Here is a 21,319-nt window from a genome sequence, read left to right on the forward strand (position 1 = left end):
TATATGAACTTTTTGTGACTCCTGTCACCTTAAAGCTTGTAAATAAATTACCTTTGGTATATTATCTAGACATTGGCAACATCGCTTGCCAGTTGTTCATGGAGTGAACCCGAGCATTCGCCTCCAAGGAACCGAGATAAATGTGAACAACATTGGTTTAAACTTGAGAGAGGTAAAAAATGGAAGGCATGGTATCGAGCTACTACTGGAATCAGCAGTCAGTCTACACCAAAGGTTTTACGTATCCGGCTTCGTTCGGCTACCGCAAGTAAGTTTTATGATTCCCCCGCTCTTACAGAGAGATTTCTGATCCAGAAAGCAAAAGCTTTTATTCTGGCGCCACACAATGTGTGGCGTTTTTTTTATAAGTTTTTTGTCTATAAATCGTACTTGTCTAGTTATATCGACTCGCTGCCACAGAATGTTCTCCTCCTCTACCTCCTCGTCACTACTAAATGATTTTAGCGCTGGAAATTTTAGCGATCGATCGGTAAGATTTGCGCCAATTTTAAATACGCAAACGTTTTCCTTTTGGTATCTAGCGATACATCACTTTTTAGTTTGGGACAAAACCGATGTTAGAGCGTTTATTTCAACTTAAAGCCCACGGCACCGATCTTCGTACTGAAGTCATCGCCGGGTTCACCACTTTTTTAACCATGGCGTATATCATTTTCGTCAATCCCTCTATTTTGGCTGAGGCAGGCATGGATAAAGGCGCTGTCTTTGTCGCGACCTGTCTAGCGGCAGCGGTTGGCTGTCTAGTGATGGGGATTGTGGCAAACTATCCAGTCGCACAGGCGCCGGGGATGGGACTGAATGCCTTTTTTACCTACACCGTGGTTTTACAAATGGGACACTCTTGGCAGGTTGCGTTAGCCGCCGTATTTATCTCCGGGTTATGTTTCATTTTGTTAAGTGTCTTGCGCGTGCGTGAATGGATCATTAATTCGATTCCAATGGCACTACGAACCGGTATATCAGCCGGTATCGGACTTTTTTTGGCGCTCATTGCGTTGCAAAACGCTGGGATTGTCGTTGACCACCCAGCAACATTGGTTGCGCTCGGTGATGTGACAGCCTTTGCTCCCGCCATGGCGGCACTTGGTTTCTTTCTGACCATCGGTTTGGTGCACCGAGGAATGAAAGGGGCGGTAATGATTGCCATTTTGGCGGTCACGATCATCGGTGTCATCGCCGGTGATGTGGCATACGGTGGTGTGATGTCCGCGCCGCCGAGTTTAGCGCCGACCTTTATGCAACTCGATTTTTCTGGCGCGTTTGAAGTGGGATTAGTGTCGATTGTGTTCGCATTTTTATTTGTCGATCTTTTTGATACTGCAGGAACCTTAGTGGGTGTGGCACAGCGCGCGGAACTTTTGGATAAAGATGGTAAACTACCGCGCTTAAATCGTGCATTACTGGCAGATAGTACCGCGACATCAGTCGGGGCGCTTTTAGGCACGTCAAACACAACATCTTACATTGAGAGCGTATCAGGGGTTGCCGCTGGCGGTCGCACGGGATTGACCGCTGTGGTTGTTGGTATTCTGTTTTTACTGGCGCTCTTTTTTGCACCGTTAGCAGGTATGGTGCCTGCCTATGCGACTGCTGGCGCCTTATTTTATGTGGCCATCTTGATGATGTCAGGTTTGGTGAGCATTAATTGGCGTGATCTGACTGAGGCTGCGCCTGTTGTGGTGGTGTGTTTGCTGATGCCGCTGACTTATTCAATAGCAAGCGGTATTGGGCTTGGCTTTATTGCGTTTTGTGCCGTAAAAACCTTTGCGGGCAAAGGGCGAGAAGTTCCTGTCAGTATCTGGATTTTGGCGGGGTTGTTCTTACTCAAGTTTGTCTTCTTAGTGTAAAGCAACGTGCCCACATTGACATTAAAATAAGGCGAGAGACGCCACGAGGTTTTCACCATGAGCACTAAGTTTATTATTACCTGGGACAATATGCAGATGTACACCCGGCAATTGGCAGAAAAGTTGCTTCCCGCAGAGCAATGGCAAGGTATTATCGCCGTTACCCGCGGTGGTTTGGTCCCTGCTGCCATTCTTGCCCGTGAGCTGGGTATTCGCCATGTCGACACAGTCTGTATTTCCAGTTATGACCACGACCATCAACGCGATATGCGTGTCGTCAAGCAAGCGCCCGGTGATGGTGACGGTTTTATTGTGGTTGACGATCTCGTTGATACGGGTGGGACGGCTGAAATGGTGCGTCAACTCTACCCCAAAGCACGTTTTGTGACCGTGAGTGCGAAGCCAGCGGGCAAGTCTCTTGTTGATGACTACGTCGTTGATATTCCCCAAGATACTTGGATTGAGCAGCCTTGGGATATGGCGGTCAGCTATGTTGATCCGATTGCAAAATAAATGCCGTTGGCAACGCAAATAGCCTACCGGATTGAGCCAAAACGCCGCGTTTTCACGCGGCGTTTTTTATTCCTGTGATTAAGTGCGGAAAATCATGGTCTTGCTATGTGTATGGTTTAAACTAACATCACGTTACAAAAAAGCCTAGGAGTGGGTGTGTCCAAGAAAGAATCACAAAACCTATCGGTGACGCTTTTTGCTAAACACAAACATGCTACCGAAACATCAACACTATTTGGTGCGGTTCAACAAAGCCAGCAAACCAATTACTCGGCATTTGATGGCGACAGCGAATCGAGTTGGTACCGTATGCGTCGTCGTGGTCAGTGGACTTGGCAGGGGGTCGATCCGGTCGAAATGGAAGCGATCTTTTCTCGTATTGCCTCTTCTGACAATACCCGTTCTGTTGATGCGTTATTGGATACGGTTGAAGGTTACCGAGCGGGTAATTGGAACTATGAGTGGACCGCGGTAGGGATGCAACACCAAAAAAAAGCCAAAGTGTTGGCGGATGAAGGAAAGGCTGAGCAGGCGAGTGAACAGTGGCTTCAGGCGTGTACTTACTTTGGTATCGCGGCTTACCCTCATCTTAAAGGGGACAACCTTGCCTTACAGGCCGAAACCTTGGCATTTAAAGCGTTTGAAAAAGCAATGTCACAACTGCCGTTTACGGTGAAGACTGTCGAAACGCAATTAGACGGTAAGACGTTAAAAGGGTATCTCTATTTACCACGTACAGACGCCACCTTGCCGGTTGTGATCTTGAGTGGCAGCCTTGACAGTTTACAAACCGATCTCTGGCGCTTATTTGTCGATTACTTTGCTCCTGCCGATATCGCGGTACTGACGCTTGATATGCCATCGGTGGGCCACAGCAGCCACTGGCATTTAAACGAAGACACCAGCCGCTTGCATGCGGCGATGCTTGATAAGCTCGCTGATGTGCCATGGGCGGATCACCATCGCGTCGGCACCATGGGTATCCGTTTTGGGGCTAACCCAGCAGTACGGATGGCATTTTTAGAACCTCATCGTATCAAGGCCAGTGCGTCACTGGGGGGGATTGTGCATGCATTACTCACCGATGCGACAAGAATGAAGAAAATGCCACCCATGTACCTAGATACCTTAGGCTCTCGCATAGGACGCCGGCTGCCTATCGATACCTTGAAAACACGCTTACAAGCGTGGTCATTAAAAAATCAAGGTCTGCTCACTGGCCGCCGCACAGACGTACCGATTCTCGCGCTAAGCTTAAAAGATGATCCTGTGTGTCCGGAGTCAGATAACCAGTTAATCGCGCGATACAGTCGCGGAGGGAAAGCCGTTACCCTCCCAAACACGCCATTACACGATGGCTATCATCGTGCACTCACAGAAACCGTCAAATGGTTTACGGACATGCTTTAAACCTATCATAAGAGGTGGTGGCCCGAATCGAAGGTGTGATCTACCGCCGAAAGCGAAGGATTGACATTCACCTGAACGTTAACCGCATGATATACCATGTACAAGGACGTTAAAGTGCCACTGGAGGACACGATGAGCGATAAAACGACGCTTTCACATGGACGATTAAAAACGCGATTTACGGCTTTGGGCCCCTATTTTCGAGAGGGGATATCGGCACCAGAACGTTACTTTTTTGATAGCCTGTCCGTATGTGTGGATGCGGAAAAAGATCCTGATGCGCGAGAATTCTGGGGATGGTGGTTTGAGTTAGCCCCCACCGAAGACGGGTTCAATTATCGCTATGGGTTTGGTCTTTATGACCACAAAGGGGATTGGGTGAATGAGTCAATTCCTCAAGAGGCGAGAGAAGCGGTAGACAAAACGCTAACTAACTTTTATACCAAGCTGTATACCTTGCTAGACCAAGAGCTCGATCTATCCTTGTCACCCAGCGCCGCGCTCACCGAGCCTAAACTGACGGGCGCCAAGTAACCCGTGAATTGCCTGATCCCAGCTCTTGTTAAATGAGCAAGGGATTGATAAAAGAGACACCTAAGCTTTTGTGGATCAGGCAAGCATGACTATTCAAGACGCATTTCAAGATGGTGGCCTAGCAGCCAACATTCCCTCGCAAACTCTCGTGGTTAAATTGGGCACCAGTGTGCTTACGGGTGGCTCGACGCGCCTGGATCAAGCTCATATGGTTGAGTTAGTCCGCCAATGTGCAAGGTTAAGACAACAAGGCCATCAGGTCATTATCGTCTCATCTGCAGCCATTGCAGCAGGGCGAGAGCATCTTGGTTATCCGGTATTAGCCGATACGGTTGCAAATAAGCAAATGCTTGCTGCCGTTGGCCAGTGTCGTTTGATTCAAACGTGGGAACACCTGTTTAGTTTATACGGCTTTCAGGTTGGGCAAATGTTATTAACTCGCGCCGATTTAGAACACCGAGAACGTTTTCTCAATGCCCGTGACATGCTTCATGCGTTGTTAGATAACGGTATCATCCCGATTGTGAACGAAAACGATGCGGTGGCCACCGCTGAAATAAAAGTTGGAGACAATGATAACTTGTCGGCACTGGTCGCGATTTTAGCTGATGCTGACAAGCTTTTGCTCTTAACGGATCAGCCTGGCCTCTTTACCGCCGATCCTCGCGCGAATCCTGACGCTGAATTAATTCGTGAAGTGCACACGATTGATGAAACCTTACGCAAATTAGCCGGAGGCAGTGTCGGTGGCTTGGGCACGGGAGGTATGGCGACCAAACTGCAAGCGGCGGATATTGGTCGTCGAGCCGGTGTCGAAGTCACCATTGCAGCAGGCAGTAAGCCGGAGGTGATCCAAAAAGCTGCCGCCGGTGATAATGCGGGGACTCGCTTTTTACCCTTAGACAGTCCGTTAGAAAGCCGCAAGCGTTGGATTTTGGCGGGTCCTCCTCCAGCAGGCGAGATCGTGGTAGATGCCGGTGCCGCCACAGCAGTGACGCAAAACGGAAGCAGTTTGTTGAGCAAAGGGATTGTCGCTGTGAAAGGCGAGTTTGTCCGTGGCGAAGTGGCACGTATTGAATCGGTTGATGGTAAGTGTCTGGCCCGGGGGATCTGTCGTTATGCCGCACGTGATTTGCGCCGTATTGCCGGCGCACATAGCCAACAGATTGCAGATATTTTAGGCTATGAGTATGGACCGGTTGCGATGCATCGCGACGATCTTGTGGTCATCGACGAATAACATCCAAGCAGAGAAGAATAGAAGAGACGAATAACAGATGAGCTTACAAACGATGGGTAAGTCGGCAAAAGATGCCGCTTACCAACTGGCAATCACATCGACCGCGACGAAAAACCAGGCGTTAGCGATCATTGCCGATGAACTTGATGCACAGCAGGCGGCCATTTTAGCCGCAAACCAAATCGATCTTGCCGCCGCTCGCGAGGCACAGATGGATGCCGCGATGTTGGATAGACTCACACTGACCCCAGAACGTCTCACCAATATGGCAAAAGACGTTAGGCAAGTCATCGCATTAGCCGATCCTGTCGGTCAACAGTTCGATCATAAACTGCTCGAAAATGGCCTGTCATTATCCAAGCGACGTGAGCCTCTGGGTGTGATTGGTGTGATTTATGAAGCGCGTCCAAATGTCACCATCGATATTGCCGCGTTATGCTTGAAAACCGGCAATGCCAGTATTTTACGCGGTGGCAAAGAAACGTTCGCAACCAACCAGGTGCTGGTGAATGTGATCCAAACTGGGTTAGAAAAAGCAGGCCTTCCGCTCGCGTCCGTTCAGTATATTGATAAGCCCGATCGCGCCCTCGTCTCTGAACTGCTGGCCCTTGATGATTACGTCGATATGATTATTCCCCGTGGTGGGGCAGGGCTGCATAAAATGTGCAAGCAAAACAGTACCATTCCTGTCATTATCGGAGGTTTTGGTATTAGTCATCTGTATGTTGATCACAGTGCTGATCTTGATAGAGCGCCAGAGGTGATCCTCAATGCAAAAACAGATCGCCCATCAGCGTGCAATGCATTGGACACCTTGTTAGTGCATAAGGACGTAGCTGCGCAGTTGTTCTCGCGTTTAGTCACGCTGTTTAATCAACATGAGCTGAATGTTGTTGCCGCATCAAGTGCATTACCCTATCTGGATGGTGTTGAGCAGTTACGTGAAGCACAAGCGGGTGACTTTGATACTGAGTGGCTAGGGCCGACACTGGGTGTGGCCGTTGTTGATGACGTGGATCAGGCGCTTGCGCACATGAGGACCCATAACGCGAGTCACTCTGATGCCATACTGACTAATGATTTACAATCGGCTGAAGCCTTTATCAACGGTGCCGGATCGGCGGCTGTGTATGTCAATGCATCAACGCGTTTTACCGATGGTGCGCAGTTTGGTCTTGGCGCTGAAGTGGCGGTATCCACTCAAAAGCTCCATGCCCGCGGTCCGATGGGACTCGAAGAGCTAACGACCTATAAATGGGTTGGTAAGGCTGATTACTTATCGCGCGTATAATGGCGAAAGTTAGTCAGTCCTAACCGACTAGAAAAGCCGCAAGTGCATTCAGCACTTGCGGCTTTTTCTTATTTATCCGTGTACCCACTATTTACCATATACCCACACGATAAGGCTATTTCACTTCAACGCCTTTTGCTTGCAAGTCTGCATGATAAGAGGAGCGAACAAACGGGCCACAGGCTGCATGCGTAAAGCCAAGATCTAGCGCGATTTCTTTTAATTCATCGAATTCTTCTGGCGGCACATAGCGCTCAACCGGCAAGTGGTGACGGCTTGGGGCGAGGTACTGTCCTAGCGTTAGCATTGTGACACCATGCGCACGTAAGTCTTTGAGCACCTCGATAATTTCTTCTTTGGTCTCACCGAGACCCATCATCAATCCTGACTTGGTTGGTACGTCTGGATGCATTTCGCCAAACTTTTGCAACAGATCCAGTGACCACTGATAATTAGCGCCGGGGCGCGCTTTTCGGTACAAACGCGGTGCCGTTTCAAGGTTGTGGTTGAACACATCGGGTGGATTGTCACGCAAGATATCGAGGGCTTTATCCATACGACCACGGAAGTCAGGGACCAGTGTCTCTATTTGAATATCAGGGTTAAGCGCACGGATCTCACGGGTGCAATCGACAAAATGCTGAGCGCCGCCGTCGCGGAGATCGTCACGATCCACCGAGGTGATCACCACATAACGTAGCTTCATGTCCTTGATAGTTTGTGCCAAATGCTTTGGCTCTTCACTGTCAGGGGCCACAGGGCGGCCATGGGCCACATCACAGAAAGGGCAACGACGTGTACAGATGGCACCCAGAATCATAAAGGTTGCCGTACCGTGGCTAAAGCACTCAGCCAAGTTAGGACACGACGCTTCCTCACACACCGAGTGGAGGTTATTTTTACGCATCGCGTCTTTAATTTCTTTTATACGCGCAGTTTCAGCCGGGAGCTTGATTTTCATCCAATCAGGCTTGCGCAGCACTTCTTTTTGCTCGGTCTGCATATTTTTGACCGGGATAAGCGCCATTTTATCGGCGTCGCGGTATTTAACGCCGCGTTCCATCTGAATCGGTTTGCTCATAAATCGCTGCTTTCCGTTGTAAACTCAACCTGAGAGTAACCTAACTGTTGAGTTAAAGTGTCTACCAGCACAGGTTGGACGTCAGCGAGTGTGACGTGATCAACCTGATCGCTCAGTTGCGTCATGGCCATACCGGCATACCCACATGGGTTGATGCGCTGGAATGGTGATAAATCCATATTGATGTTTAGTGCCAATCCGTGGAATGAGCATCCGCGACGGATGCGGAGCCCAAGAGAACATATTTTTGCATCGTTAACGTAAACGCCAGGTGCATCGGGTCGCGCGTAAGCGTCGACATGGAAGTGTGCCAGCGTGTCAACGACTAGATTTTCAATATGACTAACCAGTGCCCGCACACCGACTTTTTTTCTTTTAAGATTAATCAGGAAATAGGCAATCAGCTGACCGGGACCATGATAGGTAACTTGCCCTCCACGGTCTGATTGTACGACTGGAATGTCTCCCGGGACCAAAATATGTTCCGTTTTTCCCGCTTGCCCTTGGGTAAAAACGGGGTCATGTTCAACCAACCAGACCTCATCTTGGGTCTGTTCATCACGTGTGTCGGTGAAGTCACGCATCTGTTCCCAAACACGTGAATACGGTTGACGGCCGAGGTGTCTCACAACGAGTTGGTGCTGCAAACCCATTTCCCATATTGTTGTCAGTGGCGATATTATAGAGCCTGGCGGCGTGATTAAAAGCCGCCAGTCGTGTGGGTATTTGAATTAAAGGACCATACGGACGATATCAATATCGCTGAGTTCTTTATAAAGCGTCTCAACTTGCTCAATGGAGGTCGCTTTAATGGTAATAGACACAGAGTGATAGTTGCCTTTTGCACTCGGTTTGACGGCGGGGCTATAGTCTCCCGGCGCATGGCGTTGAATAACGCTTAACACTTGATCCGGTAGCTCGGGTTTCGCTTGGCCCACGACCTTGTAGGTAAATTGGCAAGGAAACTCCAGCAGGTCTTTTAATTTTGGTTGCTCTTGCATGTAAACTCCTAACAGTATGTCTGTTAAGACACACGTTTGTGCGATTGATCACGATTAACGCGAAATACTAATCGGCTAAGAGTCAGAAAACAAGCCGCCCACGAGGTTGGAGGGCGGCGTAAAGTGGGAGTTATCCGAGTAAGTTTTTGAACATCATCACGATGTAGTCAATGAAACGGCTAAAGATACCGCCTTTTTCGACATCGTTGAGGGCAACCAGTGGATATTCAGCGATGTCTTCATCATCAACTTGATAGAACAACTTACCGACCACGTCGCCCTGACTGATAGGCGCTTCGAGGGTTTGTTCTAAAACAAAGCTCGCTTTCAAATCGCGTGCTTTACCGCGAGGAAGAGTGACAAAGGTATCTTCGGTGACGCCTAGCGCGACTTCGTCTGTATCACCCATCCATACTTTCTCAGTGACAAAGGTTTCATTGGCCTTATGCGGTGCAACTGTTTCAAAGAAACGGAAACCATAGTTCAGCAGCTTTTTACTCTCAGCCTTACGGGCATTTGCACTCTTCGTCCCCATGACAACTGAAATAAGACGCATGTCGCCCTCAGTCGCTGACGTGACGAGGTTGTAACCGGCCCCATCAGTGTGGCCCGTTTTAATGCCATCGACATTCAGGCTTTTATCCCAGAGCAAGCCATTACGGTTGTATTGAGTAATGCCGTTGTAGGTAAAGGCTTTTTCTTTGTATATCCGATACTCTTCTGGCACATCACGAATCAGCGCTTGGCCGAGTAACGCCATATCATAGGGGGTGGTATACAAATTTTGAGAGTCTAAACCATGCACATTAGAAAAATGCGAGCTGTTCATGCCCAAGCTTTCGCCCCAGCGGTTCATCAAATCGACAAAGGCGTCTTCAGAGCCCGCAACATGTTCTGCCATTGCCACACAGGCATCATTACCGGATTGGATGATGATACCGCGGTTTAGATCGGCCGCTTTGACCGTGGTGCCGACCTCGATAAACATTTTTGACGATTCAGGGTAATTTTTTGCCCAAGCGTTTTCGCTAATGACAACATCATCATCCATTGAAATGTTACCACGCTCGACTTCTTGGCCGATGACGTAGCTGGTCATCATTTTGGTTAAGCTGGCTGGATTGAGGCGCTCATGAGCATTATATTCTGCCAACACTTTGCCCGAATGGTAATCCATGAGCACATATCCTTTCGCCGCAATTTGCGGTGCATCAGGGATGACAGCGGGCGCGGCTTGGACAGTCGCTGTGGTGAGCACAGCCGCTGAAAGCAGCGCGCGTATGCGAAAAACGGTTTTATTCATCATTGTTAGTACTTTTGTCGGTTATCGATGTCGATACTGTATTTGTCACTATACCAAATTGCGTAGAGAGCGACAGGCTCGATTTCTTTAACTTATTGATTATCTGTTTTGGCACTTGTTACCGTTGAGTCAGTATTCACAAGTGCCTCGGTGACGATAAAGGCGCCTGGCAATTGGTGTTGTTTTGCTGTGCGCATCGCTTGTTGTGCTTGGCCACGGTCGTAAAACGGACCAAAACGTACGCGATAAACTTGGTCATGGCGCGCGATATGAGTAGGTAGACCATGGTTTTTTGCTAATTGTTCCGCGGTTTGATTGGCTTTTAAACCATCTGAAAGCGCCGCCAGTTGAACATAATAGGCATGATGCCGGGCGGAGTGCCATTCATCTTCCTTGGGTTTTTCAGGGGAGATAAGCCGCAGTGAGACAGGCGCAGTGCCGGTTTTTAACACGTCCAACTTTTTCGCTGCAGCATAGCTAAGATCAATCACGCGTTGGTTGTGAAAAGGACCGCGGTCATTGACACGCACAACTGCTTTTTTGCCATTGTTTTGGTTAGTGACTTCGACATAGCTCGGCAAGGGCAAGGTTTTGTGCGCCGCAGACATGGAGTACATATCGTAGACCTCACCATTGGAGGTGCGATGGCCGTGAAACTTCTCTCCATACCAGGAGGCAATTCCTGCTTGTTGATACCCCTTAGGCTTACGTAAAATCTGGTATGACTGCCCGTTTAACGTGTAATCCTTATTACCCGCGAGGCTGTAAGGCTCATATTTAGGGTGTGCGTCCTCAACATGAATGGTTTGTGGAACCCGCTCTGGGGCTTTGTCATTATGCATATCGTAGCGCCCTTGCTGGTTGCTACAGGCGCTGAATAAAAGGGAAGTAATAACAACAAGAATAGCTCGCATGTTTATGCCCTGGATAACATTTTACGGTGAGTATGAATGGACATGAGAATACCAAAACCCGCCATGAGCGTGACCATTGAGGTGCCACCATAGCTGATTAAAGGTAAGGGTACCCCAACCACAGGTAAAATACCGCTGACCATGCCAATGTTGACAAAAACATAAACAAAAAAGCTCAACACAATACTGCCGGCCATCATACGGCCAAAGGCGGTTTGTGCTCGGCTTGCCAACATTAACCCTCGCCCAATCAAAAACACATATAAAGCCAGTAGCACGCAAACACCCACTAACCCCCATTCTTCGGCGATGACGGCAAAAATAAAATCAGTATGGCGCTCAGGGAGAAACTCGAGCTGCGATTGTGTTCCATGGAGCCAGCCTTTACCGGTTAAACCGCCCGAGCCTATCGCGATCTTAGATTGGATAATGTGATAGCCGGCACCGAGCGGATCCGATTCAGGATTGAACAAGGTAAGCACCCGTGTTCGTTGGTAATCGTGCATCAGGAAAAACCAAAGTACTGGTATAAAGCTGGCAAGCGCGACGACAGCAGCGGTGATGATTTTCCAACTAATACCGGCTAGGAACAACACGAATATGCCGGATGCGGCGATCAATATAGAGGTCCCTAAATCGGGTTGTTTGGCAATCATGAGTGTAGGGACCAACAACAAGAATAGTGCGATCAGCAAAGTGGGTATTTTCGGGGGGAGGGGATCTTTACCAATAAAGCGAGCCAGCATTAAAGGCACCGCCAATTTAATGATTTCTGAAGGCTGGAAGGTAACAAAACCCAGATCAAGCCAGCGTTGTGCCCCTTTGGCGGTTTCTCCGACGAATAATACCGCTGCTAATAACACCACGCCTACGGCGTATAAATAAGGTGACCAAAACTCATAGTGGCGAGGAGGAACTTGGGCGAGTGCAAACATGACGGCAAGTGCCAGCGCCATGCGAATGGCTTGGCGTTCCATCATCGCCAGGCTTTGTCCGCTTGCGCTATACATGACCACTAGCCCAAAGCCCATTAGCAACAAAACACCAATCAGCATGGGCAAATCGAGATGTAAGCGCTCAAACAAAGAGCGTTTTGTGCTGGCTTGAGCTAACGAACTCATTATTTTTCCTCTTCAGTCTCTTTGTCTTCCACGAGAATATGATCGAAGATACGGCGCGCGATCGGCGCACCATTGCTTGACCCGCCACCGGCATTTTCTAATACCATAGATACCGCGACTTCGGGATTTTCAAAAGGCGCGAACCCAATAAATAGCGCATGATCGCGCAGATGTTCGGCGATTTCATCGGCGTTATACTCTTCGTTTTTGCCTAGGCCAAAGACCTGAGCGGTGCCCGATTTTCCTCCCGATAGATACTCCGCGGAGCGGAAAGCACGACGCGCTGTCCCTTTACGCCCATGATTAACCAATTGCATGCCTTTTAGTCCCACATCCCAATATTTGTCCTCTACCCCTTTTATCGGTGGAAATGGCTCAGCCTTCGGTTTGTGTTCACCCGTTTCATCGCGGGTTTTCATTAATAGTTTTGGGGCTTTCACTTCGCCACGGTTAAGCAACACCGTAAGTGCTTTAACAATCTGCATGGGTGTCGCCGTCCAGTAGCCTTGTCCAATACCAACCGGAATGGTGTCACCCTTGTACCAAGGTTGCCGATAGCGGCTCATTTTCCATTCTCGGTTAGGCATATTGGCACTGCTCTCTTCATGAATATCAATGCCAGTGTAATGACCAAACCCGAATCGACCCATCCATGATGATAATTTATCAATCCCCATGTCGTAGGCGATTTGATAGAAAAACGTATCAACCGATTCTTCAATCGCTTGAACAATATTAACGCGGCCATGGCCCCAGGGACGCCAGTCACGGAATGGGCGGGTGTCTGAATTAGGGATACGCCAATAACCAGGATCATTGCGGGTGGTCTGGGTCGTGATCACGCCTTCTTCCAACGCAGAGACAGCGATAAAAGGCTTCACCGTTGAGGCGGGGGGATAAATGCCTAGGGTCGCCCGATTCACCAGTGGACGATCTTTATTATTGAGTAATTGCTGATACTGTTTACTCGAAATGCCGTGGACGAATAAGTTCGGATCATAGCTTGGGGTCGATACCATGGCCAATATCCCGGAGGTGTCAGGATCAACCACCACCACTGCACCACGGCGATCGCCAAGAATACCGCGCACGTACAGCTGCAAATCAATATCGAGGTTGAGGATTAAGTCTTTACCGGGCTCAGGGGGAACGTACTTAAGTGTCCGGATCACACGACCTCGGCTATTCACTTCGACTTCCTGATAGCCGGCTTTTCCGTGTAACTCGGACTCGTAATATTTTTCTATCCCGATTTTGCCAATGTCACGCGTCGCTCGGTAGTTATTGAGCACGTCTTTTTGTCGCAACTTGGCAATATCGCGATCATTAATTCTTGCGACATAACCCAGCACGTGCGTCAACGCATCGCCATATGGGTAATGACGTTTTAGATAGGCTTTGATTTCAACCCCGGTAAATTGATGCTGGTGGGCGGAAAAAATCGCGACCTCTTTGTCAGTCAGTTGTGTTTTGAGTGCCACGGCATTAAAACGGCGAGAGCGGCGACGTTCTTGTTGAAAACGTGCAATATCTTTGTCATCCAGCGACAACAAGCGCTTAAGCTTGGCCAAGGTTGCCGACATATCATCGACTTGCTCGGGGGTCACTTCTAAATGATAAACCGGGCGGTTTTCAGCCAGCAGTTTTCCATGGCGGTCATAAATGAGGCCACGGTTAGGCGCGACAGGGACCACTTTAATACGATTATCATTCGAGCGAGTTTGGTAGTCTTGATGCTCGGTTACTTGAATATGATAAAGGTTGGTGAGCAACGCTCCAACAAGCGCCATAATGCCGACAAAAGAGACAATAGCGCGGCGCACAAATAACGCAGCCTCGGTACTGTGGTCTCGGATTTCAACTCGTTGGCGCTTCATCTGTCGTTATTCTCGATGATAAGGATGGTTGGTGGTGAGACTCCAAGCGCGATACAGGCTCTCCGCCATGATGACGCGAACCAGTGGGTGTGGCAGGGTCAGAGGCGAAAGTGACCAGCTTTGCTCAGCGGCTGCTTTACAGTCGGGGGCCAACCCTTCTGGGCCACCAATTAAAATGGCGACATCGCGCCCGTCCAGTTTCCACTTTTCGAGTTGACTGGCTAATTGCGGCGTATTCCAAGGCTTGCCGGGAATATCTAAGGTAACGATACGACTACCTCGATTCACCGCAGCGAGCATGGCTTCGCCTTCTTTTTGTAAAATGCGGGCAATGTCTGCATTTTTACCGCGTTTACCGGCAGGCACTTCAACCAGCTCAAGTGGCATGTCTTTTGGAAAGCGGCGCTGATACTCATCAAAGCCTTGTTGTACCCACTTGGGCATTTTATTGCCGACTGCAATCAACTGGATTTTCATGGATTAATTCCAGAGTTTTTCCAGTTGATAAAGTTGGCGTTGTTCTTCTTGCATGACGTGAACCATGACGTCGCCTAAATCGACAACGACCCACTCACTGTCATCTTTGCCTTCTGTTCCCATGGCGCCAATATCAGCCGCTTGGGCTTGCTCACAAACGTGATCGGCAATTGAAGCCACATGGCGACGTGAATTGCCTGTACAAAGCACTAAAAAGTCAGTAATGCAGGATTTATCTCGCACGTCTAGCGTCACGATATCGCTGGCTTTTAACTCATCGACTTTGTCGGCGACAAACTGTTTTAATTCGGTAGCTTGCAAAGAGAACCTCGATGTATGTGCTGATTGTATTCAGTGGCAGTATATCACTTGGCAGCCCTTTGGACACGCTAGGGCGCCAGAGGTTCGGCGGGTTGGCACATAAGTGCACAAAAATAGTGCAGATTAGGCCAAGGGTCACTGCCAAAATCGGTTTTTAACTGTATCTCTAACTCAGCGAGCTGGTGCAGTAATGAGGCGAGACGCACTTTGTTTAGCCGATTGAGTGCTGCGGTGATCATGGGTCTGCGCGCTTGCCAAACACGCAACTGATCGAATAGCACGTTGAGTGGTCGCCCTTGTTGCCCTTGCTCTTGGATTGTATAGAGTTGTTTGAGTTCTTTTTGGATCAAACGTAGTAACAAGGTGAGCTCTTCGCCTTCGGCATGCAGTTGTTCGATAATACGCTGCGCGCGATTAGCCTTACCGGCAAGTAGCGCATCGGTCAGTTGGAAAGGGGTGAAGTGATGATGCCGCGACAACGCACTCTCAATCCGAGGTAAGGTAAGGGCACCATCGGGATAAAGTAAGTGGAGGATTTGTAAACTTTGCACCAGCGCGAGTAAGTTGCCTTCATGCCATTGGGCAAGCAACTGCAGCGCGGGTTGATCGGGTTGTAGCCCGAGATGGCGGCAGCGCTGTTCAATAAAACGGGGCAAGTGACGTGCATCTGGAGTTTGGCAAACCACATACAAGGCTTGCTTTGCCAACGTGGTAAACCACTTGGCACTTTCTTGCTTTTTATTGAGCCGCTCGCCTTGAACGAGCAAGAGAATATCAGGATGGAGATAGCTGGCAAGCTCGGTCAGTTGCTTGGCTTGGGCGCTGCTCAGGCCATTTTCAGGACAGGTCAATTCAATAATCTGCCGAGAGGAAAACAAACTGAGGGCTTGGCAGCAGTCAAACACTTCTTGCCAATCTAATTGGCCATCAATCATAAACTTATGATGCTCTTCAAAGCCTTGTGAGCGTGCCGCGTGGCAAATGGCATCACGAGACTCGAGCTTTAACAAAGGATCGGTGCCAAAGACTAAGTAAGTTTGACGCAGTGGCTGATTAAGCTGCTGCGCCAATTGTTCTGGATAGGCTCTCATCATTGCGCGGGCTGTGTTTCAGTTTGACGCGTTTCGATGATCACATTGGGTTCAGTGGGCGCCTCTCCCTGTTCGAGTTGCTCTAATGCCGCTTGTTCCGCTTGCTGACGCTCAAATGCGGCGATATCCCCTTTCAGTTGAGACAGTTGACGCATTATTTGACGGGTCGCCTCGGTACGCATTTCTGCGACTAACTTATTTTGCTCGACTGACTTGGCCAACGCGGTCAGTGGGTTATCGAGAAAGTTACGGCTCAAGGTCGTATTGTAGGTGTAGCTACCTTTCCCCGGCACAGTGACACGATAACGTGCAACATAGCGAAACTCTTTCTCTGCTACTCGGCTGTTTTGATAGAGCGACAAAGTTTGTGCACTATCACTTTCGCTAAGCAACTCGATATTCGCCACGTCGTCAGAGGGTGACACCATCTGAACGTTATGTTGACGCAAAGCGTTGCGCATTTGGCGAGTCAGCTCCCCATAGGGGTCAAAACTCGTCAATGACACTTTGTCTACCTCATCGGGCAAATTATAGCTGCCACGCAAGGCAAACCCGCAAGACGCGATGGTCAGTGAGACCATCGCGACGAGCAGGGAGCGAAGCACAGTGTTAAACAGATCCACTCCATCGCTCCTTGTTAGTTAGCAACAATATTAACCAGTTTCCCTGGTACATAAATGACTTTGCGAACCGTTTTACCGTCGGTAAATTTGACCACGTTTTCGTCTGACATGGCTTGTGCTTCAACGGCTTCTTTCTCGGCGTCGGCGGCCACGGTGATCTTGGCACGTAGCTTACCGTTCACTTGCACAATGATTAGCTTTTCCTCCTCGACCAAGGCCGCTTTATCGGCTTGCGGCCAATCGGCACTGTCGATATCGGTTTCGCCCAGGGCCTGCCAAAGCGTAAAGCAGATGTGCGGGGTGATGGGATATAGCATCAATACCACGGCTTTTAGTGCTTCGTCTAACACAGCACGGTCTTGTTCATTGTCCTGTGGCGCTTTAACTAAGCGATTCATCAGCTCCATGATCGCGGCAATGGCGGTGTTGAACGTCTGACGACGGCCCATGTCATCACTGACTTTGGCGATGGCTTTGTGCACATCACGGCGCAAGGCTTTTTGATCATTATTGAGCGTATCGACTGCCAGCGCAGTAACGTCGCCTTTGTGGGTATGCTCATAGACCAGTTTCCAAACACGGCGTAAGAAACGGTGTGAACCTTCCACGCCAGACTCTTGCCATTCCAACGTCATGTCCGCCGGTGCGGCAAACATCATAAAGAGACGCATGGTATCGGCACCGTATTTTTCCACCATTAATTGGGGATCAATGCCGTTGTTCTTCGACTTTGACATCTTAGTCATGCCAGCGTGGGTGACGGCGTTCCCTTGGCTATCGACCGCATGAATAATTTGCCCTTTGGTGTCCCGTTCAACGGTCACATCAGTCGGCGAGACCCAAACACGTACCCCTTTTTCGTCGGTGTAATAAAATGCATCGGCGAGCACCATACCCTGACAGAGTAACTGCTTGAATGGCTCGTCGCTATCGACCATATTTTCATCGCGCAATAGTTTATGGAAAAAGCGCGAATACAACAGGTGCATACAAGCGTGCTCAATGCCACCGATATACTGATCGACCGGTAGCCAATAATTGGCGGCGCTTGGGTCGAGCATTTGATCCGCTTGCGGTGAGCAATAACGTGCGTAGTACCACGACGACTCCATAAAGGTATCGAAAGTGTCGGTTTCACGCAGCGCTGGCTTACCTTGATATTGCGTTTGTGCCCATTGCTTGTCAGCTTTGATAGGGCTTTGTACACCATCCATCACCACATCTTCTGGCAGGATGACGGGCAGCTGCTCAGTTGGGACAGGAACAACCTCACCGTCTTCGGTATTCAGCATCGGAATTGGCGCACCCCAATAACGCTGACGAGAGACGCCCCAATCACGTAAACGGAAATTAACCGTTTTCTTGCCTTTACCTAGCGATTCAAGCTTGCTCGCAATCGCATCGAAGGCCGCGTTAAAATCTAACCCGTCAAACTCACCCGAGTTAAACAGCTTACCTTTTTCGGTATACGCTTGTTCTGACAAATCGGGCGCATGGCCGTTTTCATCGAGGATCACCGGCTCGATATCCAGCGCGTACTTATGAGCAAATTCGAAGTCGCGTTGGTCGTGAGCAGGCACCGCCATCACGGCGCCAGTGCCGTAATCCATCAATACAAAGTTAGCGACAAAGATAGGGACACGACGCCCGTTCAATGGGTGCGTGGCATACAAACCGGTCGCCATGCCTTTTTTCTCCATGGTCGCCAGCTCGGCTTCGGCAACTTTGGTGTTACGGCACTCTTGTACGAATTCAGCGAGGGCAGGGTTGTCTTTGGCCGCCGCCTCCGCGAGGGGGTGACCGGCGGCAATCCCCACGTAAGTGACGCCCATCAGCGTATCTGGACGCGTGGTGTAGACGTCGAGTGCGGGGTGATCGCCTTCAACATCAAACGTCAGCTCAACACCTTCTGAGCGACCAATCCAGTTACGCTGCATGGTTTTTACCATGTCTGGCCAGCCGTCCAGTTTGTCGATGTCTTGCAGCAGCTCTTCTGCGTAATCGGTGATTTTAATAAACCACTGCGGGATTTCTTTTTGCTCAACCGGCGTATCGCAGCGCCAGCAGCAACCTTCGTGAACTTGCTCATTGGCGAGCACGGTCTGATCGTTGGGACACCAGTTCACTGATGAGGTCTTTTTATAAACCAGCCCCTTGTTGTAGAGCGTGGTAAAGAAGCCTTGCTCCCAGCGGTAGTAATCGGGACTACAGGTGGCGACTTCACGGCTCCAGTCGTAGCCAAAGCCCAGCATTTTTAGCTGGCCTTTCATGTAATCAATGTTTTCGTAAGTCCAAGGCGCGGGCGCGGTTTTGTTTTTGATCGCAGCGCCTTCGGCAGGAAGGCCAAACGCATCCCAACCAATCGGCTGCATGACATTCTTGCCTTGCAGTCGCTGATAACGGGAAATGACATCACCGATGGTGTAGTTACGGACATGCCCCATGTGCAGTCGGCCACTTGGGTAAGGAAACATAGAAAGACAGTAGAATTTTTCTTTGTTAGGGTCTTCATGAACCACAAAGGTTTTATTGTCATCCCAATGGGCTTGAACTTTTTGTTCAATATCTTGCGGGCTATATTGTTCTTGCATCGATGGCTTCCGAGATTCTGTGAGAAAGGTAAAACCTGAAAGAGAAATATCAGCATAGAATAACGAAAGGCAGAGACCGCAACAACACTTGAATCAGGACAGGACCATGAATAAAGAGAAAGAACCCCAACAAAGTATCATCGAGCGGGTAAAAGAGGCGTTAGAAAACAGCCCCGAGGCACTGTCTCATTGGGTGACCTTGTCTGATCAATACCTCAAAGCCGCGGCCGATCTGACCAAAGATGAATGGGCCTTGATCGAGGCATACTTTAAACGTGATGTGAAAGCGTTCGGTGAACAGTACGATAAATCTCAAACCGAAGAGATTGATAGTCAGGTGTTTAACGATCTGATTGCTAACTCGATTTGGGAGCAATTGGCAGAGATCACCGACCGTACGCAGCTAGAGTGGCGTGAAGTGTTCGATGATCTTCAGCATCATGGCGTTTATGAAGCGGGTGAAATTGTCGGACTGGGCGTGTTGCAATGTGAACAGTGCCATCATCAAACGCGGCACAGTCGGGTCGATGTGATTGCACCGTGTACGCAATGTGGTCATCGCTACTTTTCTCGCCGCCCTTACCCGGTGTAAGCCAAGTTTTAGAGCTTGGCTTTTGCGTTTGGTTTTAAAGCGCGGGTCGGTCTATCCGTGGCCAAAGGTGCCTAAGAGGCGTCGTCGCGACCTTCAAAGCGCTGGCGTTCTTCTTTTTCGACTTGAGAAAGCCGTGGCAGCTTTAGGCCTTGTGATTGCCCCATCCAACGGGCAAAGACAATATTACAAGCAAATGCCGCGGTGACGAAGACGAGCTCTGCAGCAGCCATCCACCGTTCGCCTTCATCGACATAGAGAATGGTAAGGGCGTGTAAAAAATAGAACATCAAAATAAAGTTGGCCCATGCATGGGTAAACGCTTTGCCTTTGATGATCCCAGGTAAAGGGAGCAGTAAAGGGATTGTCCAGCCGATGGTCACCGCCCATGCATTCAAGTGGGGATGGGGCGATAAGTAAGCATGCCACGCGACCACCCAAGCAATGAGGCCAAGGTTACTCAGCAAAGACAATTTGCGCATGAAGGCGAGCCGAGGATCTGTCACGATTCTGTCCTTTTATCTTAGGTGGTGGTAAAAAGTGTGGGCAAAACGCGCCAAGCGTTGGCCTAATGTTTTTGCGATTTGCTTTTCGTCGGCCATTAAAGGGTGATGTGGCTCCGCAACACTGGATGCACCGTAAGGGGAACCGCCGCCTTCCGTTGTATGAAGCGCACGCTCGCTATGTGGAACACCGACTAACATCATACCATGATGAAGTAAGGGGATGGTCATCGTGAGCAGCGTGGTTTCTTGGCCACCATGAAGCATTGATCCGGCGCCAAAGACCGCGGCGGGTTTATCAATTAAGGCACCCGATAACCATTCGCCACTGGTACTATCGATAAATTGCTTCAATGGCGCGGCCATATTGCCAAAACGTACCGGACTGCCGAGCGCGAGGCCATGGCAATCTAATAGATCCTGACGGCTGACAAAGGGATCGTTTGGCGAGACGTCCGGTATTTTGCCATCGGCATAAGCAGGCAGCTCGGGCACAGTTCGTAACACCGCCTCAACGCCTTGCGCTTCAATACCGCGTGCGACTTGTTGAGCAAGCTTACGTGTATTACCTGAACGGCTGTAATAAAGCACGAGAACTTGTGTCATTGAACGAATACCAATACATTTTCGGGTGGACGGCCGATGACCGCTTTGTCGCCTTGAACGGCAATGGGACGTTCAATCAGTTTTGGGTGATTAACCATTGCCTCCAACAATTGCGCTTCTTCCACCGAAGCGTCGCCCAAATTGGCCGCCTTGTAGTCCGCTTCTTTGGTGCGCATCATGTCGCGAAATGATGCCATGCCCAGCTGTCGCTTTAACTCACGGAGCGTATCGGCAGATAATGGCGTCTCTAAATATTTAACGATTGTCGGCGTGACGCCCTTTGACTCAAGCAGCTTGAGGGTTTCTCGACTTTTTGAGCAACGTGGATTGTGGTACAGAGTAATGGGGCTCACAACATCTATCCT

22 protein-coding genes are annotated in these 21,319 nt (G+C 49.5%); 7 read left to right on the forward strand and 15 right to left on the reverse strand.

Annotated elements, in window-relative coordinates; all coding sequences use genetic code 11:
- The first annotated feature begins 575 nt into the window (after positions 1-575).
- From BZG78_RS06620 to BZG78_RS06645, 6 genes are all read left to right on the forward strand, one after another.
- Positions 576-1,868, forward strand: coding sequence for an NCS2 family permease (locus tag BZG78_RS06620; protein WP_021024131.1), 1,293 nt, complete (start codon positions 576-578; stop codon positions 1,866-1,868).
- Between the two features lie 57 nt (positions 1,869-1,925).
- A complete protein-coding gene (gene gpt, locus BZG78_RS06625; protein ID WP_025744451.1) occupies positions 1,926-2,381 on the forward strand; it encodes a xanthine phosphoribosyltransferase in 456 nt (151 codons plus the stop codon).
- A 156-nt stretch (positions 2,382-2,537) separates the two neighbouring features.
- On the forward strand, positions 2,538-3,791 hold the full coding sequence (gene frsA, locus BZG78_RS06630) for an esterase FrsA (RefSeq protein WP_025744452.1): 1,254 nt from the start codon (positions 2,538-2,540) through the stop codon (positions 3,789-3,791).
- Positions 3,792-3,923: 132 nt separating this feature from the next.
- The gene (gene crl, locus BZG78_RS06635; protein ID WP_077461623.1) at positions 3,924-4,325 is read left to right on the forward strand and encodes a sigma factor-binding protein Crl; all 402 of its coding nucleotides are present in this window, start codon (positions 3,924-3,926) and stop codon (positions 4,323-4,325) included.
- Between the two features lie 85 nt (positions 4,326-4,410).
- Positions 4,411-5,565 carry a glutamate 5-kinase gene (gene proB, locus BZG78_RS06640; protein WP_077461622.1) on the forward strand — a complete coding sequence of 385 codons (1,155 nt, stop codon included), beginning with the start codon at positions 4,411-4,413 and terminating at the stop codon, positions 5,563-5,565.
- A gap of 37 nt (positions 5,566-5,602) precedes the next feature.
- Complete coding sequence (locus BZG78_RS06645; RefSeq protein ID WP_077660737.1) at positions 5,603-6,856, forward strand: glutamate-5-semialdehyde dehydrogenase; 1,254 nt, start codon at positions 5,603-5,605, stop codon at positions 6,854-6,856.
- 115 nt (positions 6,857-6,971) lie between these two features.
- Here the strand turns inward: BZG78_RS06645 and lipA are convergent, their stop codons facing one another.
- From lipA to leuS, 12 genes are all read right to left on the reverse strand, one after another.
- Complete coding sequence (lipA, locus tag BZG78_RS06650) at positions 6,972-7,937, reverse strand: lipoyl synthase (RefSeq protein WP_077461620.1); 966 nt, start codon at positions 7,935-7,937, stop codon at positions 6,972-6,974.
- On the reverse strand, positions 7,934-8,590 hold the full coding sequence (gene lipB, locus BZG78_RS06655) for a lipoyl(octanoyl) transferase LipB (RefSeq protein ID WP_037367580.1): 657 nt from the start codon (positions 8,588-8,590) through the stop codon (positions 7,934-7,936). The genes lipA and lipB overlap by 4 nt, the downstream gene beginning before the upstream one ends.
- 78 nt (positions 8,591-8,668) lie before the next feature.
- The gene (gene ybeD, locus BZG78_RS06660) at positions 8,669-8,938 is read right to left on the reverse strand and encodes a DUF493 family protein YbeD (protein WP_025744456.1); all 270 of its coding nucleotides are present in this window, start codon (positions 8,936-8,938) and stop codon (positions 8,669-8,671) included.
- Between the two features lie 130 nt (positions 8,939-9,068).
- On the reverse strand, positions 9,069-10,241 hold the full coding sequence (locus BZG78_RS06665) for a serine hydrolase (RefSeq protein ID WP_077660772.1): 1,173 nt from the start codon (positions 10,239-10,241) through the stop codon (positions 9,069-9,071).
- A 92-nt stretch (positions 10,242-10,333) separates the two neighbouring features.
- Positions 10,334-11,155 carry a septal ring lytic transglycosylase RlpA family protein gene (locus BZG78_RS06670; protein WP_077660738.1) on the reverse strand — a complete coding sequence of 274 codons (822 nt, stop codon included), beginning with the start codon at positions 11,153-11,155 and terminating at the stop codon, positions 10,334-10,336.
- A 2-nt stretch (positions 11,156-11,157) separates the two neighbouring features.
- Positions 11,158-12,276 carry a rod shape-determining protein RodA gene (gene rodA, locus BZG78_RS06675; protein WP_077660739.1) on the reverse strand — a complete coding sequence of 373 codons (1,119 nt, stop codon included), beginning with the start codon at positions 12,274-12,276 and terminating at the stop codon, positions 11,158-11,160.
- Positions 12,276-14,153 (reverse strand): penicillin-binding protein 2, encoded by a 1,878-nt coding sequence (gene mrdA / locus BZG78_RS06680; protein WP_077660740.1) that lies wholly within the window; start codon positions 14,151-14,153, stop codon positions 12,276-12,278. The genes rodA and mrdA overlap by 1 nt, the downstream gene beginning before the upstream one ends.
- Before the next feature lie 6 nt (positions 14,154-14,159).
- Positions 14,160-14,630, reverse strand: coding sequence for a 23S rRNA (pseudouridine(1915)-N(3))-methyltransferase RlmH (rlmH, locus tag BZG78_RS06685; RefSeq protein WP_025744459.1), 471 nt, complete (start codon positions 14,628-14,630; stop codon positions 14,160-14,162).
- Between the two features lie 3 nt (positions 14,631-14,633).
- The gene (gene rsfS / locus BZG78_RS06690; RefSeq protein WP_077660741.1) at positions 14,634-14,951 is read right to left on the reverse strand and encodes a ribosome silencing factor; all 318 of its coding nucleotides are present in this window, start codon (positions 14,949-14,951) and stop codon (positions 14,634-14,636) included.
- A 68-nt stretch (positions 14,952-15,019) separates the two neighbouring features.
- Positions 15,020-16,042 carry a DNA polymerase III subunit delta gene (gene holA / locus BZG78_RS06695; protein WP_077660773.1) on the reverse strand — a complete coding sequence of 341 codons (1,023 nt, stop codon included), beginning with the start codon at positions 16,040-16,042 and terminating at the stop codon, positions 15,020-15,022.
- The gene (gene lptE / locus BZG78_RS06700; RefSeq protein ID WP_077575950.1) at positions 16,042-16,665 is read right to left on the reverse strand and encodes an LPS assembly lipoprotein LptE; all 624 of its coding nucleotides are present in this window, start codon (positions 16,663-16,665) and stop codon (positions 16,042-16,044) included. Before lptE ends, holA begins: the two co-directional genes overlap by 1 nt.
- 14 nt (positions 16,666-16,679) lie before the next feature.
- On the reverse strand, positions 16,680-19,256 hold the full coding sequence (gene leuS / locus BZG78_RS06705) for a leucine--tRNA ligase (protein WP_077660742.1): 2,577 nt from the start codon (positions 19,254-19,256) through the stop codon (positions 16,680-16,682).
- 106 nt (positions 19,257-19,362) lie between these two features.
- Between leuS and BZG78_RS06710 the strand changes: the two genes are divergently transcribed.
- The gene (locus BZG78_RS06710) at positions 19,363-19,848 is read left to right on the forward strand and encodes a zinc ribbon-containing protein (RefSeq protein WP_077461613.1); all 486 of its coding nucleotides are present in this window, start codon (positions 19,363-19,365) and stop codon (positions 19,846-19,848) included.
- Between the two features lie 71 nt (positions 19,849-19,919).
- Here BZG78_RS06710 and BZG78_RS06715 read toward each other — a convergent pair whose 3' ends face one another.
- From BZG78_RS06715 to arsC, 3 genes are read right to left on the reverse strand one after another with little or no spacing between them, the layout of a single operon-like run.
- A complete protein-coding gene (locus BZG78_RS06715) occupies positions 19,920-20,327 on the reverse strand; it encodes a DUF2069 domain-containing protein (protein ID WP_051503281.1) in 408 nt (135 codons plus the stop codon).
- A gap of 36 nt (positions 20,328-20,363) precedes the next feature.
- On the reverse strand, positions 20,364-20,954 hold the full coding sequence (gene wrbA / locus BZG78_RS06720; RefSeq protein ID WP_077660743.1) for an NAD(P)H:quinone oxidoreductase: 591 nt from the start codon (positions 20,952-20,954) through the stop codon (positions 20,364-20,366).
- The gene (gene arsC, locus BZG78_RS06725) at positions 20,951-21,307 is read right to left on the reverse strand and encodes an arsenate reductase (glutaredoxin) (RefSeq protein ID WP_077461612.1); all 357 of its coding nucleotides are present in this window, start codon (positions 21,305-21,307) and stop codon (positions 20,951-20,953) included. Before arsC ends, wrbA begins: the two co-directional genes overlap by 4 nt.
- Positions 21,308-21,319 lie beyond the last annotated feature (12 nt).

This window comes from Salinivibrio sp. MA351, from assembly GCF_001996065.1.
GTDB classification, from domain to species: domain Bacteria; phylum Pseudomonadota; class Gammaproteobacteria; order Enterobacterales; family Vibrionaceae; genus Salinivibrio; species Salinivibrio costicola.